Here is a 14,932-nt window from a genome sequence, read left to right as displayed (position 1 = left end):
CTTCACGCACCGGTTGCGACGGGCCGTACCGGCAACGGCCATATCCGGTAGTGGTCCATCACCGGCTCGGCCGTGCGGCGACGGTATTCGTACATCAATCCCACCCAGTTGTTGGTATTGCGGCCATCCGCGGTGATGTACCAGCTGCGGCATCCGCCGACATACGTCGTTTTCTGGCTACGTGCCTGCATCTCCTCGACGTAAGCTTTCTGAGCCTCGGGTGTGACCTCGACCGGCCCCAGGTTTTCCGCGGCGCGGCGCTGCAGCATCCGGACGACGTAACGCTGCTGGCATTCGAGCATGTAGATGATCGAACCCGAACCGAGATTCGTGTTCGGCCCGTAGAGCATGAAGAAGTTGGGAAAACCGGCGACGGTCATGCCCAGATAGGCCTCCGCGCCGCGCGTCCAGGTCTTGTGCAGCTCCAGTCCATCGCGCCCGACGACGCGCATCGGCGCAAGAAACTGCGTCGCGGTAAACCCGGTCCCCCAGATGATCGCATCGACCTCGCGCAAACGCCCGTCCGCACTGCGCACGCCAGAGGCCGTGATTTCGGTGACCGCATCGGTGATGAGCTCGGCATTCGGCCGCGTCAGGGTCGGCAGCCAGTTGCGCGTCAGCAGAATGCGCTTGCAGCCGATCGGATAATCCGGGATGAGCTTGCGGCGCAGCTGCGGATCGCGCACCTGGATGTAGTACTGCAGCTTGGAAAATACCGTGACCAGCTTCTCCAGCCACTTGTGCCCTTCGTAGGCGTAGGCCAGCGCCTCGGTGATGCAGTAGATGCGCAGACGATCGAGGTCGTGCAGGATCGGAAAGGTGTCGAACAGCCAACGTTCGAAGCGCGAGAACGTATGGTCGAACTTGGGGATGATCCAGCCCGGCGAGCGTTGATAGACGTACAGTTGCCGCAGGCGCGGCGCGATCGCCGGTACGAACTGGATCGCACTGGCGCCGGTGCCGATGACGGCCACACGCTTGCCATCCAGCTCGTAGTCGTGATCCCAGCGTGCGGAATGGAACATGCGTCCCTGGAAGCGATCACGCCCGGGGATGTCCGGAATCGATGGACGGTGCAGCTGGCCGACCGCGCTGACGACGGTCTCGGCCTCGACGGTGCTCCCATCGGCGAGCATAAGCCGCCACAGACCCCGCGCGGCATCGAAGACCGCATCGGTCACCTCGGCCTTGAAGCGGACGTGGCGCAGGATGTCGTACTTGCGCGCGCAATGACGCAGGTAAGCCAGGATCTCCGGCTGCGGCGCATAGCGGTTCGACCAGGGGTAATGCGGCTCGAAAGAAAACGAATAAAAATGCGATGGAATGTCGCAGGCCGCGCCCGGATAGGTGTTCTCGCGCCAGGTCCCGCCGATGTCCGTGGCTTTTTCGAGAATCACGAAATCTTCGATCCCGGCGCGGCGCAGGTAATAGGCCATGCCCAGTCCACCGAAACCAGCACCGATGATGGCGACGCGCAGGGGACGAACTGGTGCGGGAATATTCATGGCTGCTCTCCACGACAGGACGCGTTCATCCATGCCCCGCGCAACCGCAATGGACCGGCCGCACTCCGCTGCGTCCGGCGAGGCAGATTCCAATATTCGACATTTGTCATGTTTTCACAGTAAGCCGACGCGTCTGCGCCGTCAAGGCCGGCGATTCTCGGCCCCTCGCCGTACAGGCCGATGCGCTCACGGCCGCATACGCCGGTGGCGCATGGACCGCGCTTTGCCCGCGCCTGCGCTTTCGCGCTTGATGCTTTATCGCTCCGATTTACACGTCGTAGTAAACGGCGACGATTTCCAGTTCCTGGACTCCGCCGGGTAGCACCACGCGCACCAGCTCGCCTTCGGATCTGCCGAGAAGCGCGCGGGCCACCGGCGAATCGACACTGATCAAACCGGACTGGGCATCGGCCTCATCGGCGCCGACGATGCGATACCGGCGCGTCTGGCCGGATGCGTCGGCGATCTCGACCCAGGCCCCGAAATAGACCTTGCCGTCGTCGCGTGGCCGCACGTCGACGATCGTCACCTCCTGCAAGCGCGTGGTCAGGTATTTGAGGCGGGCGTCGATTTCGCGCAGCTCTTTCTTGCGGTACTGGTACTCGGCATTCTCGCTGCGGTCGCCTTCCGCGGCGGCGGCAGCCAGCGCCTTGACCACTTCCGGCCGGCGTTCGCGCCACAGATATTCGAACTCAGCCTTCAGGCGCGCATGGCCTTGCGCAGTGATGTACGGCGAGGATTTCTCTGGAGGAGGACGCCAACGGGACATGACGGAGATGATAAAGGCACGACAAGACGGCCGCGGCGATGATGGCCGCGGCATCGCCATGATCAGCCCATGCGGAGCAAATCTTCGGGCAGGAAAAAGTCCGGGGAGAGTTCGCGATCCGGCGTGCCCGGCACCGCAGCATAACCCGAGAAATCCCGCACACCGGCCTCACGCAGCACGATCTCGTCGACACAGAAATGCCCGGTGAACTCGCGGGCAGGCTTGCACAGGATCACATACGCTGCATCGGCCATGATCTCGGGCGTCCGCGACCGCTTCAGAAGCGGATCACCGCCGATCATTTTCACGGCAGCGGTGGCAATCGTCGTGCGCGGCCACAGAGAGTTGGCGGCGATGCCGTCTTTACGGAACTCCTCGGCCCAGGCCAGCGTGCACAGGCTCATCCCATACTTGGCCATCGAATACGCCACGTGTGGAGCGAACCATTTGGCACGCATATCGAGCGGCGGAGACAGCGTCAGGATGTGCGGGTTGGCGGCTTTCTTCAGATGCGGAATGCAATACTTGCCGGTCATGAAGGTGCCACGGGCATTGATGCCGTTCATCAGGTCATAGCGCTTCATGTCGGTTTCCAGCGTGCCGGTGAGGCTGATCGCGCTGGCATTGTTGACCAAAATGTCGATGCCGCCGAAGGTGGCCACCGTTTTTTCGATCGCGGCCTTGACCTGCGCCTCGTCGCGGATGTCACAAATGATGGGCAGGGCCTTGCCACCCGCCTTCTCGATGTCTTCGGCAGCCGTGTAAATCGTGCCTGGCAGCTTGGGGTGGGGTTCGGCGGTCTTGGCCGCGATCGCGACATTGGCCCCATCGCGCGCTGCGCGCAGGGCGATGGCGTGACCGATACCGCGTGAGCCGCCGGTGATGAACAGGGTCTTGCCTTTGAGGGACATCGCAAAGCTCCATTGGTAGAGAACCGGAATCAGTCTCACGCAAAGATGCGCACTCGCCAAGCCGGGGGGCGCCGATACAGGCGCTCATTGCAGCATCGCCGTGGCGCGGGCTAGGCGCTCGGCCTGAATACGGTTGAGATTGCGATAAACGATGGCCGCGATGCGCGGATAACGCCGACGCAGACGTTCGAGATCCTCCGAGTCGAAGCGCAGCACACGCACCGGCGTCACGGCATCGACGTTGGCGGTGCGCCGCTGCCCGAAATAACCGGCTTCGCCCATGACCGCGCCGCGATGCAGCGTGGTCAGGATCTTGCGCTCACCGCCGCGTTCGATCGACACCTCCAGCGTGCCGTCGATCACGACATAGATGTCGCGCGCATAATCGCCCTGGCGGATGACGCGTGTGCCGCTGAGATGCGTTTCGAGCCGCGACATCAATGCGAAAACGCGCGCCTGCCGCAGGGACAGGCCGGAGAATAGCGGGATCGTGTGCTGGGGCGACTGGCCGAGATCGAGCCGCAGGATGTCCCACAGAGTCACGATGCGCAGCTTGGACCCCAGGGCTGGTGTCAAGGTGATGTCGGCGATCCAGGCCATCAGAATCGTGAACGCGGCGAGCACACCGAACTGCACCTGGTTCTGCAGCTCGCTGCCGGTGAACACCAAAAAGCCGAGCCCCAGCGCCACCATCGTGAACGTGACGGGGCGCAGAACCGCTGCCAGCGCACTCTTGACCGCCGCCTTTTCGCTGGCGCGTGCGCGTGCATCGGCATTGAAGCGCGCCAGGAAATGGATGGTGTCGTCAACCGCGATGCCGAGCACGACACACGCGATCAGGCTCGTCGTCGGATTGAGCGTGATGTCGAGCAGCCCCAGCGTACCGTAATAGAGTGCGACCGGCAGGACATTGGGCAACATCGCCACCAGCGCCGAGCGCGCCGACGTGAACATCAGCGCAAGCATCGCCCAGATCGCAACCGACGCCACGAGCAGCGAAGTGAGCTGGCCGGACGCAATCGCGTTGACGGTGCGCGTCGCCAGCACCGGGCTGCCGGTCACCCGTCCATTAAGCGGCGGCGGCATCTGGCGCAGCCGGGCCTCGGTTCTGTTTACGAATTCGGTGATGCCGATGGAATCGTCGGCCTTGATACGCACGGCGATCAGCGCCGTGCGGAAGCGTGAATCGATGACCCGTCGGATCTCGTCACTGCCGCCGAACACGAGCAGCTGTTTGATCGCGGTTGCGTCATCTGGGATTCGGTAATACGCCGGATCGCCATCGTTGAGATTGCGGTTGATTAGCTTGAGATGATCGACATACGACACCGCCGCGCCTACTTCGGGCTGTCGCCGCAACCAGTCCTGCAATGCCTCGATCTCGCGCACCCGCGCCGGATCGGTGAGTGCATCATCGACGTGGGTATCGATGACGATCGAAACCAGATTGGCACCGCCGAAGGCGGCATTGATGGCCTCGAAATCGCGCCGCACGGTGGCCTCGGCATCGAAGTTCTTGATGTACTCGGTCCCGACCCGGATGCGGGAGGCGTAATAAAGATCGATCGGCAAGGACAACAAGGCAATGGCGATGATCCAGTTGCGCCAGCGCAGGTCGAACATGGCCAGGCGCCGGGCCTTGCGCGCAAACATGGCCTCGCCCAGCGGGCGCAGCGGCCGTTGCGGTCCGGCATAGATCAGCACCGCCGGCAGGAACACCAGCGTGAGCAGCACCGAGAATCCCACCCCGAGCGACGACAGTCCAGCGAACTGCGCGATCGCCGGCAGCGAGCCTGGAATCAGGGCGAGAAAACCCGCCACGGTCGTCGCCCCCGACAGCAGCAGACTCACACCCATGCGACGCAACACCCGCTCGAAACGGGCACGATCCTGCTCACCGCGCTCCGATGCAAAAAATTCGGCGAGCATGTGCACCGTATAGGAGAGGCACAGGGTCGCCACCAGGGGAGGCACCAGCGCCGTCACCAGATTCACCGGTATTTCGAGCACGGCTGCCGCAGCCAGTGTCCACAGCATGGACAGCGCAATCGTCAGCCCCGCAAGCAAAACTGCGCGCACACTGCGATAGGCGAAGAACAGCAGTACGGCAACAAGCACGAAAATGGCCGGGATCGTGAACTTGAGCGTATGCAGGATCGCATCGGTCGTCGCGGCCTTGATAACCGGGCTGCCGGTGATCCAGACCGTCTGCGCGCCGGTGATCTCACGCGCAAGAGTGCGGATCCGCTCGGTGTAGTTCTCGCTGCGGAAGCGGTTTTCATCGATCCCCTGCAGCGTCAACGCAAAGGCCGCTACCGTGCCATCGGCTGACACCAGGGCATCGCGGTAAATGGGGTTTTCCGCGATCTGTGCGGCAAAGCGCGATACCGCATCCGGATTGGCGCGCACCTGTGCCGCAAACGTGGAAATGTCGATGCCGGCATCATCGGCCACGGGGTTTTGCACGTTGGCGATCGAAATCACCTGACGCACGCCGTCGAGCTCGCCGAGGCGACGTGTGAGCCGGTCGATACGCTCGATATTCTCGGCGGTATAAACGTTGTCGAAACGCACCGCGAGCAGTACCGGATCGGTCTCCCCGAACTGTGCACGCACGCGGTCGAACAGCGCGCGATCATCGTCCTGCGGCGGCAACAGACGCTCGATCGAAGGATCGATCTGCACGCGCAGGGACGGCCCCGGCAAATCGATCAGGGCGATCCCTGCAGCAACCGACAGCAGCGCCGTCAAAACGATGATGCCGAGCGGATGTGATGCCAGCCAGGAGACGAGTCGCTGCATCGGATACGGCCCTGCCGGTCAGCCGCCGAGATAAAAGGTGCTGGGATTGAAATACCGGCCGGATAAATCGACATCACTGCTCACGCCCAGTACGCGCAGCCGCGTTTGCGTCCCTTCCTTGAGATCAAGCATCTGCATTTCACCGGCATACCAGTGCGGCCCCGACTGACGCAGCGAGGCAGGGTCGGCATCGAGCCGCTTGCGCACCGACGCCCCCTCGAAAAACTCCGCCCGCAGGTTCACGCAGGTTTTTTGATCAACCCAGACTTTGATGCGCGTGAAGCGAGACTGCTCACTGCCTGCGGGCTGCAGCGACAGTATGTGGATCGTGCGACCGGCAAGCTCACCCTGTCCGTCCAGCGCTGTCTGTCCGGCCGAGAACGCATTGTGGATCTGGCGCAGATCACCGTAGGAGAAATCGGTACCCCACAGCGCGCCATCCACCCCCGTGCCGGTGATGCGGCGGACTTTCTGCAGCGCCGGCACATAGACGTACATCTCGTCGCCCCCTTCTTTCTCGCGCAGCAGATAGGCCGCACCAGAAAGATCCGCCGGTGCGGCAATCTTGATCATCGCACGCAGGCGCTCCTCCTCGCGCACGGCGTAGAGCCGCCCGCGCAACTGGCGCATACCACCAGTGCGGTCTTTTGCCGTCAGCTCGACTTCCTTGATCTGGACCGACTTGGGAATGTTCGCGCGCATGCAGGCCAGAACACCATCGACGGTCATGTCGGCGATTGCGGATGCAGGCGCGAGCAACGCACACAGCAGCAACCATCCGCGATGCAGTCTTTTCATCCGGCGACTCCCCGTTGCATTTGCCGATCCGGCGCCGATTCTCGCACTGTTTCGGCGCGCTGCGTTTTACAACTGTAGAACAATCGCAGACGGACGACGCCGCCTGCGATACTCTTGCCCGGCAAAAGCCCGGTCAGGAGACATACCGCATGATACTCGTGGTTGGCGCAGGTGCCGTCGGCACCATTCTCACCGCCTATCTCGGCGTTGCCCAACGCGAGCCGGTCAAACTCTATGTACGGGACAAAGATCTCGCGAAGCTGCAGACCGTGCAAGACGTCCGCGTGGAACATGCCGGCGCGCAATCCCCGCCCATCATTGCCCCCAAACCCGTACTGACGCGTTCGCTCTCGCTCGATGGCGTGGACTATCTGTTGCTCTGCGTCAAATTTCCGCATCTGGATGGATTGCTGAACGAGCTGGCCTGCATACCTCCCGGCTGCACGATCGTCTCGACACTCAACGGCGTCAGCGCACTCCGCCGCATCCGCGAGCGCTTCCCGCATGCCCGCGTCGTACCGATGACGGTCATGTTCAACGCCCAGCTACTGGAGCCGTTGCACGCGCGCATTACGACGCGCCCGCATGTGCTCATCGGCAGCGACGATGCCCGCCTGCTCGGTGCGTTCGCAGGCAGCGGCATGGACGTGCGGCGTGCCGCCGGCGAATCGGCGGCCTGGGGCAAGCTGTTGATCAACCTCGCCAACGCCATTTGCGCGCTGACTCACACGACGTTCAAGGACCTGTTGACGCATCCCGATCTGCGCGCGATCTATGTCGCCGCCCTCGATGAAGCCGTGCACCTGCTCGATGCGGCCCGCATCGAGTACAAGCTGCCGATGCCGATTCCTTACCGCATTTACCGCGCGCTGCTCGCCGGGCGCTCACCGCTACCCTGGTGGTTTGCCAAGCTGCGCAACGGCTTGCAGGAAGGCTCGTATCCGTCGATGGTTGCCGACATCGAAAGCGGCCGCCCCACCGAAATCGATCAACTCAATGGCGAGATCGTCAGTCTCGGGCGCGAACATGGGATCGCAACGCCGGTGAATGCGCGCATCGTCGCGTCGATCCGGGCGATCGAAGGGGTCGTTCCCGCGCCATACCTGACTCCGTCCGACCTACGCGCAAGTCTGGGTGTATAGCCCGCGCATCCGCCCAACCCAGACCCCAAGGCGATGCCCACTGCCGAAGCTCTGAGAAACCCTGCACACGCAGCGTACAGTCTTCCGAAAGAGTCGGAGTGCGGCTGCTGGATACCTCAAAACTGTGCTGACCTACGCACAGCCAGAAAACCCAAGGCCTTAGATGACTGAGGAACGACCGGATTGCGCAATCACTGCGTTCTGCCGGGCACGCGGCCTGCCAGCCCACTATGCCGATGCGGCGCGCACCCATCTGCGGAAGCTGGCGCAATGGATCAGCGTCCGGCACCGGCAAACCGGCCACCGCCTCGTCATCGGTGTCAACGGCGCGCAGGGCAGCGGCAAAACCACGCTGTGCGCACTGCTTGAGCTGCTGCTGCGGCAAAACGGCCTGCGCAGCGCCGTATTGTCGATCGACGATCTTTATCTGCCACGTGCGCAGCGCCTGGCGCTGGCGCACACGGTGCATCCGCTGCTGGCCACACGCGGCGTACCCGGGACCCATGACGTCGATCTCGGGCAGCGTCTGCTCGATGGGCTGCGTCGCGGCATCGCGGTCACGCTGCCACGCTTCGACAAGCTGTCGGACGACCGCTTGCCGACACAGGACTGGATCCCCATCGACGAGGCGGTCGATATCATCCTGTTCGAAGGCTGGTGCGTGGGCACACCCGCACAAACCGATTCCCAGCTCGATTCGCCGATCAACGCGCTGGAGGCCGAGGAAGACACCGACGGCCGCTGGCGGCGCTGGGTCAATACGCGGCTGCGCGAGGATTATCCACGGCTATTCGCGGCGATCGACCATCTCGTATTCCTGCGCATACCCGGCTTCGAGCAGGTGTTCGAATGGCGCTGGCAGCAGGAAGCCGAGCTTGCGGCCGCAGGCCACCGCCCGGGCATGGATGCAGACACCCTGCGCCGCTTCATCCAGCACTACGAACGCTTGACACGGCATGCACTCGCCGTGTTACCGGACCGCGCCGACATCTGCATCGAACTCGCCCGCGACCACAGCATCGCCGCCGTCCACTATCGGCAGCCCGGCCCATGAGCCGGCACCGGGCAGCCGATTGCGCGTGCTTTCGCCGGGCCTGAGAAATCCGGCGCAAGAGCGTTGTGATCACCTCATGCGCGACAGGACGGGCTCAGCTTCGGCTGAGCACTGTCACGGCAGGGATCCTGGAGGAACCGGGGAAGATCTCGCGATCCAAGGCTGCGTTCGTCAGCCCCAGATGATCACGCAGAATACCCTTTTGCACGGCACGCAGATCGATGGTCGGACGCAAGTCCCGCCCCTGCCAGAGCTGGCTATCGCCAAGACCGGGCCAGTCAGTCAGCACGCGCCCACCGGATACGGCACCACCGAGAACAAAGGCAACGGTCGCAGTGCCGTGGTCGGTTCCGTGGCTGCCATTGAACCGCACAGTGCGTCCAAATTCCGTCGCCACCAGCACAACGGTCTGTCGCCAGGCTTCACCGAGCGCATCACGCAACCCGGCCAGACCACGATCGAGCAGTTCCAGTTGCTTCGCTAGTCGGGCCACCTGCTGAGTGTGGGTGTCCCAGCCCGATAGCTCCATCACCGCGATACGCGGCCCCGCGGGTGCCGTCAGGAAAGCACCGGCCGCCTTGGCGAGTTCGAGAAAATACTGCTGCGGCGCAACCGTTTCGCGATCGGCCATACCGGCACCGTTGTGCAGGGCGCGCGCACGCACCAGTGCCGGCCCTAGCTGCGGATCCTCCTGATACATCCGACCGATGCGTTCGAGCAGATCTGGATCGGGATCCGTCAGTGTTGAAGGCGCCCACGAATCGACGGGCACATCGCCCCGCAACGTCAACGGCACCGCAGTAGACAAGGCCATTGCACGCACACCATCGAGCTGCAGGGCACGATTGAGCCATCCCGTGCGGAGCTCGAAGGCCCGCTCGCCGCCACTCTCGAGCACTTGCTGCGCGTCGAAATGTGAGCGGTCACGGTAACCCGTGGCGACTGCATGCACGATCGTCAGCTCACGCGCCTGCCAGACGCCATGGACGAATTCAAGCTTCGGATGCAGGGCGAAGAAGTCGTCGAGCGGCCGCAGTTCGGCCTCATCGTGCTTACCACGCAATGCCGCATAGGCTGGATCACCAATCGGAGCGACCGCTGCAAGTCCGTCGAGCGCACCACGCAGAATCACGAACACGAAGCGTCGCTCCGGTGCAGTGCGCATCCCGGCGGCGAGAGCAAACCGTGGCCCCGACACCGCACCGGCGGCGAGCAACGCCAAACCGTGCCTCAAGAATGTACGGCGGTCCATGTCCTACCTGCGCTGAAATTCCGGTGAAACGAACAACAGGGCCAATGCTTGCGCCTGACTCTCGGCACCATGGATCTGTTGCTCAGTGTGCTCACTCAACCGGGCACCGAAGAGCGTCTTTGCCAGCGCTCGCACATCGATCTCGCCATGTACCCGCATCGACCATTGGTTGGCCCACTCGACGCGCTTCCACATCGCATCCGGACCGAGCCATTCCGCCGCAGTGTCGGGCCAGCCCGCAGGTGATGGTGGCTTCCATACGATCTGCCCCATCTGCCGGATGGCACGGTACGCTGCCCGGGCATCCATCCTCAGTTGTGGTACGGCACGCAATGCCGCGATCACCAACTCCTCGGGCGTACGCAGCTTGACTGGGATACGCTCGGGATCTTCGAGCAAGTGCCTGAGCACGGCATTGACAGCAGCCAGATCGCCTGCATCACCCCAGGCCGCAACTAGGCGGTCGACCGCCGGCTGTGGTGGATCGTCGGCGAGAAAATGCCGCGCCAGCTTCGAACAGATGAATCGCCGCGCTGCCGGATGCCGAGCCAGATCGGCGAGCACCGCTTCCAGCTCCTGCGCACCGGACTCCGCGTACGTCTTGCCCAGGATCGTCTTCGGGCCGGGCTCATGGGCGGTAGCGTCGAAACCGGCGTACCACCGACCCTCACGCTCGAACAACCGCCAGCCGGTCAGAACCTTGGCGAGTTCCACGACGTCCGCCTGCGTATAGCCGCTACGCACACCCAGCGTATGTAATTCCAACAGCTCACGCGCGAGGTTCTCGTTGAGTCCACTACGAGGATGTGCCTGTGCCGCCTTGGACCTGGGACCGACCGACTGCGCATTGTCGAGATAGAGCAACATCGCAGGATGCGTGACTGCGGCCCACGCTAGCGACTCGAAGCGACCCGCGAGATGGGGGCGCAATGCCTCACGCTCGTAGGGACCGGCAAGCCAGCCGATCAACGCCTTGTCCGTCGAAACGGCGAAGTGATTGGACCAGAAACGCAGCAGCGCTTCGTCGAACGGATCCGCCGCGGCCAATGCACGTTCGAGTCGGTATTGCAGTTCCAGCGCAATGACATTGCGGTACGCTTCGCGCCGCTGCGCCTGCGCCGCGAGTCCGGCCGCCGTCTTCACACGGCTGCCCGCGATCATCTCCGCACGGCGCTGCACGGCTTCCGCCGTGGTCATCAACTGCTTGGCTATGGAAGGTGAATCCTGCATGCGGCCATCCTAGCTGCGTGATCCTGAACCGCCGCCGAAGCGGCTACTCAGCACACCCTCAATCGCCAATAACAGGCCTGCCCTCCACCGCGAATCCGCCGTGATCCACCATGCCGCGACACAGTACCTGGGAATCGATACAACCGCGGCGAGGCATAGCAGCCGATTCAGGCCGCCTGCAAGGCGGCGATGCGCGCTTCCAGCGGCGGGTGGGAGGCGAACAGCTGCGCGAACCGGCCGCCGGTGATGCCGAAGGCGGTCATGTTTTCAGGCAGCGTGGACTGGCCGTGGGCGCTCTTGAGCCGCTCCAGTGCCGCGATCATCTTGCGCTTGCCGGCCAGATGCGCACCGCCGGCGTCGGCACGGAACTCCCGCTGGCGCGAGAACCAGGCGACGATCATCGAGGCCAGGATGCCGAACACGATTTGCAGGACGATCACCGTCAAGTGGTAGCCGGCGCCGACGCCGCGGTCGTTCTTGAACACGGCACGGTCGATGACATAGCCGACAACGCGAGACAGGAACATCACAAAGGTATTGAGCACGCCCTGGATCAACGCCAGCGTAACCATGTCGCCATTGGCGATGTGGCTGACCTCGTGTCCGAGTACCGCCTCGACCTCGTCCTGACTCATGCTGCGCAGCAATCCGGTGGACACGGCGACCAGCGCATGATCCTTGTTCATGCCGGTCGCAAAGGCATTGGGCTCCGGTGCGTCATAAATCGCCACCTCGGGCATGCCGATGCCGGCGGCACGCGCCTGCCGTTCGACCGTCTGCAGCAGCCACATCTCCGCCGAGTTCCGTGGCTGGGTGATGACCACGGCACCGGTGGCGCGCTTGGCCATCCATTTGGACATGGCCAGCGAGATGAACGAGCCGCCCATACCGAAAATGGCGCTGAAGATCAGCAAGGCCTCGAGGTTCAACCCCTGCTGGGTCAGGTAACGATCGACGCCGAGCAGGCTGGCGACCACGGAGAGCACGACCAGAACCGCGACATTGGTCAGCAGAAACAGGGCGATACGTTTCATGGCGAACGAACTATCGATGGATCGATGGTAGGGACGGATAGCGCCGATGTGCGGGCTTGGACCACAAATTCAAGAGCCGGTTTCACGACCGTTTCATGACGCCGTGCCGGCGAGCACGGCGTGCATGCGATCCACGCGCTGGAAACCGCGCGGCAGATGACTGCCCCGGCTCGCCCGCGAGCCGGTGTAATGCTGCAGGTCGGAGGGTTTGAGGGTGAGCGTGCGCTTGCCGCAGACCAGCTCCAGGCTCGCGGCCGGCGGCAGCACGGTCACCGCGAGGATGCGGTCCTCGCCCTTGAGTGCGACGAGTTTGTTGCCCTTGCCCTTGGCGAGCTCGGGCAGCTCGGCAAGGGGGAACACCAGCAGACGGCCTTCCGCGGTGGCGAGCGCATAGCGATCCTGGGCTGGATCGGTGACGCGCGCCGGCGGCAGTACACCGGCACGTTCGCCGACATTGACGACGGCCTTGCCGGTGCGCTTGTTCGATTCCAGCTCGCCCAGACGCGCGATGAAGCCATACCCCTCGTCGCTGCCGAGCACGTAGCGGTCGTTGGGTTCGCCCATCATCATGCCGACGATACGGCCGCCATCCTGCAGATCCAGGCGCGTGGTCACCGGCTCACCCTGGGAACGGGCCGATGGCAGCTCGCGCGGATTGAGTGTGTAACAGCGGCCCTTGTGGTCGATCAGCACGAGCAACTGGTTGGTCTTGCCCTGCACGTGGCAGAGATATTCATCGCCGGCCTTGTACGAAAGACCCAGCGGATCCAGATCGTGCCCCTTGCCGGCACGAATCCAGCCTGCCTTGGACAGCACCACGGTCACCGGCTCGGCCGGCAGGATGTCGGCAGCTTCCAGGGCCTGGGCCGGCGGCCGGGCATGGATCGGGCAGCGCCGCTCGTCGCCGTATTTCTTCGCATCCTCCTTGAGCTCTTCGCCGATCAGTTTCCTGAGCTTGTCGTCGTCACCGAGCAACTCTTCCAGGCGTGCACGCTCGGATGCGAGTGCCTCTTGCTCGCCCTTGATTTTCATCTCCTCGATTTTCTGCAAATGGCGCAGCTTCAGATCGAGGATGTAGTCGGCCTGGATCTCGGTCAACGCGAAGGTGCGCATCAAGCTCGCTTTGGGGTCATCCTCGTAGCGGATGATGCGGATCACCTCGTCGATGTTGAGATAAGCGATCAGCAGGCCCTCGAGCAGGTGCAGACGCTCATTGACTTTGCCCAGGCGATGATTGAGCCGCCGGGTCACCGTCGCAAAGCGGTAGTCCAGCCACTCGGAGAGTATCTCCTTGAGGTTCTTCACCTTGGGCCGGCCATCCAGGCCGATCACATTGAGATTGACGCGGTAGCTCTTTTCGAGATCGGTGGTCGCAAACAGATGCGCCATCAACTGATCGCAGTCGACACGGTTCGAGCGCGGAACGATGACCAGGCGTGTTGGATTCTCGTGGTCCGACTCGTCACGCAGATCCTCGACCAGTGGCAACTTCTTGGCACGCATCTGCTCGGCGATCTGCTCCAGCACCCTGGCCGGGGATACTTGGTAAGGCAGATGCGTGACGATGATGTTGCCCTCCTCGTCGCGTTCCCAGCGCGCGCGTGCGCGGACCTGGCCGCTGCCCGTCTGATACAGCTTCAGCAATTCGTGCGGTTCGGACACGATCTCACAGGCAGTCGGGAAATCCGGCGCGGGAACGAATTCGCAGAGCGTCTCGACGTGCGCGTTCGGATGCTTGAGCAGATGCAGACAGGCTGCGACCAGCTCGCGGATGTTGTGTGGCGGAATGTCGGTGGCCATGCCGACGGCAATGCCGGTGGTGCCATTGACCAGAATGTTCGGCAGACGCGCCGGCAGCAGCCGCGGCTCCTGCAGTGTGCCATCGAAGTTCGGTACCCAATCCACCGTGCCCTGATCGAGCTCGGAGAGCAGCGTTGCCGCATAAGGTGTCAGCCGCGATTCGGTGTAGCGCATCGCCGCGAACGACTTGGGATCGTCCGGCGAACCCCAGTTGCCCTGCCCGTCGATCAGCGGATGCCGGTAATTGAATGGCTGCGCCATCGTCACCATGGCCTCGTAGCACGCCGCATCCCCGTGCGGGTGGAACTTGCCGATGACATCACCGACGGTACGCGCCGACTTCTTCGGCTTGGCCTGCGCCGACAGACCCAGCTCGCTCATCGCGTAAATGATGCGGCGCTGTACCGGCTTCAATCCGTCCGCGATATGCGGCAGGGCGCGGTCCAGCACTACATACATGGAGTAATCGAGATACGCTTTCTCTGCGAAGACCCGCAAAGGCAGTTTTTCAGTATCCGGTGCTTGCATCGCTGGGTTTCTCCGTCAAAGGCCGGGGCAATGCCGGTTCAGGGCATGCCGGCACCGGCCATCGCCTGCGACCAGGCGCGCATGGTCCGCGCACGGCCTGCGTCGCA

Annotated in this window: 11 protein-coding genes; 2 read left to right on the top strand and 9 right to left on the bottom strand. The window is 63.3% G+C overall.

The annotated features are described in order from the left end of the window. Positions 1–2: 2 nt before the first annotated feature. From BMZ48_RS04720 to BMZ48_RS04700, 5 genes are all read right to left on the bottom strand, one after another. Positions 3–1,505, bottom strand: coding sequence for a flavin-containing monooxygenase (locus tag BMZ48_RS04720; protein ID WP_091532413.1), 1,503 nt, complete (start codon positions 1,503–1,505; stop codon positions 3–5). 268 nt (positions 1,506–1,773) lie between these two features. Then, the gene (gene greB / locus BMZ48_RS04715) at positions 1,774–2,274 is read right to left on the bottom strand and encodes a transcription elongation factor GreB (protein WP_091532411.1); all 501 of its coding nucleotides are present in this window, start codon (positions 2,272–2,274) and stop codon (positions 1,774–1,776) included. Between the two features lie 62 nt (positions 2,275–2,336). After that, entirely contained in the window at positions 2,337–3,185 is an 849-nt protein-coding gene (locus BMZ48_RS04710; protein ID WP_091532409.1) for an SDR family oxidoreductase, read from the bottom strand. Between the two features lie 84 nt (positions 3,186–3,269). Continuing rightward, entirely contained in the window at positions 3,270–5,987 is a 2,718-nt protein-coding gene (locus BMZ48_RS04705) for an MMPL family transporter (protein ID WP_091532407.1), read from the bottom strand. A gap of 18 nt (positions 5,988–6,005) precedes the next feature. Continuing rightward, positions 6,006–6,785, bottom strand: a complete 780-nt coding sequence (locus tag BMZ48_RS04700) for an outer membrane lipoprotein-sorting protein (RefSeq protein ID WP_091532482.1) — start codon at positions 6,783–6,785, stop codon at positions 6,006–6,008. A gap of 149 nt (positions 6,786–6,934) precedes the next feature. Between BMZ48_RS04700 and BMZ48_RS04695 the strand changes: the two genes are divergently transcribed. Together BMZ48_RS04695 and BMZ48_RS04690 are read left to right on the top strand one after the other, a co-directional pair. Then, positions 6,935–7,927, top strand: coding sequence for a ketopantoate reductase family protein (locus tag BMZ48_RS04695; RefSeq protein WP_159431086.1), 993 nt, complete (start codon positions 6,935–6,937; stop codon positions 7,925–7,927). Positions 7,928–8,090: 163 nt separating this feature from the next. Continuing rightward, positions 8,091–8,981 (top strand): kinase, encoded by an 891-nt coding sequence (locus BMZ48_RS04690; RefSeq protein WP_143383629.1) that lies wholly within the window; start codon positions 8,091–8,093, stop codon positions 8,979–8,981. Between the two features lie 94 nt (positions 8,982–9,075). Here BMZ48_RS04690 and BMZ48_RS04685 read toward each other — a convergent pair whose 3' ends face one another. The 4 genes from BMZ48_RS04685 to parC form a co-directional block, all read right to left on the bottom strand. Beyond that, positions 9,076–10,233 (bottom strand): DUF1501 domain-containing protein, encoded by a 1,158-nt coding sequence (locus BMZ48_RS04685; protein ID WP_091532404.1) that lies wholly within the window; start codon positions 10,231–10,233, stop codon positions 9,076–9,078. A 3-nt stretch (positions 10,234–10,236) separates the two neighbouring features. Further along, a complete protein-coding gene (locus BMZ48_RS04680) occupies positions 10,237–11,463 on the bottom strand; it encodes a DUF1800 domain-containing protein (RefSeq protein WP_091532402.1) in 1,227 nt (408 codons plus the stop codon). A 167-nt stretch (positions 11,464–11,630) separates the two neighbouring features. Further along, on the bottom strand, positions 11,631–12,497 hold the full coding sequence (gene htpX, locus BMZ48_RS04675; RefSeq protein WP_091532400.1) for a protease HtpX: 867 nt from the start codon (positions 12,495–12,497) through the stop codon (positions 11,631–11,633). 93 nt (positions 12,498–12,590) lie between these two features. Further along, positions 12,591–14,825 carry a DNA topoisomerase IV subunit A gene (gene parC, locus BMZ48_RS04670; RefSeq protein WP_091532398.1) on the bottom strand — a complete coding sequence of 745 codons (2,235 nt, stop codon included), beginning with the start codon at positions 14,823–14,825 and terminating at the stop codon, positions 12,591–12,593. Positions 14,826–14,932: the final 107 nt, after the last annotated feature.

Origin of the sequence: Fontimonas thermophila, assembly GCF_900113085.1 — a bacterium.
Classification (GTDB): domain Bacteria; phylum Pseudomonadota; class Gammaproteobacteria; order Nevskiales; family Nevskiaceae; genus Solimonas; species Solimonas thermophila.
The sequence above is the reverse complement of the archived record's forward strand: the minus strand, read 5'-3'. Positions and strand labels throughout refer to the sequence as shown.

Coding starts and splice junctions, on each gene's coding strand:
- parC (WP_091532398.1), bottom strand. CDS start 14,825: ATGCAAGCACCGGATACTGAAAAACTGCCTTTGCGGGTCTTCGCAGAG.
- BMZ48_RS04700 (WP_091532482.1), bottom strand. CDS start 6,785: ATGAAAAGACTGCATCGCGGATGGTTGCTGCTGTGTGCGTTGCTCGCG.
- BMZ48_RS04710 (WP_091532409.1), bottom strand. CDS start 3,185: ATGTCCCTCAAAGGCAAGACCCTGTTCATCACCGGCGGCTCACGCGGT.
- BMZ48_RS04690 (WP_143383629.1), top strand. CDS start 8,091: ATGACTGAGGAACGACCGGATTGCGCAATCACTGCGTTCTGCCGGGCA.
- BMZ48_RS04685 (WP_091532404.1), bottom strand. CDS start 10,233: ATGGACCGCCGTACATTCTTGAGGCACGGTTTGGCGTTGCTCGCCGCC.
- BMZ48_RS04705 (WP_091532407.1), bottom strand. CDS start 5,987: ATGCAGCGACTCGTCTCCTGGCTGGCATCACATCCGCTCGGCATCATC.
- BMZ48_RS04720 (WP_091532413.1), bottom strand. CDS start 1,505: ATGAATATTCCCGCACCAGTTCGTCCCCTGCGCGTCGCCATCATCGGT.
- greB (WP_091532411.1), bottom strand. CDS start 2,274: ATGTCCCGTTGGCGTCCTCCTCCAGAGAAATCCTCGCCGTACATCACT.
- BMZ48_RS04695 (WP_159431086.1), top strand. CDS start 6,935: ATGATACTCGTGGTTGGCGCAGGTGCCGTCGGCACCATTCTCACCGCC.
- BMZ48_RS04680 (WP_091532402.1), bottom strand. CDS start 11,463: ATGCAGGATTCACCTTCCATAGCCAAGCAGTTGATGACCACGGCGGAA.
- htpX (WP_091532400.1), bottom strand. CDS start 12,497: ATGAAACGTATCGCCCTGTTTCTGCTGACCAATGTCGCGGTTCTGGTC.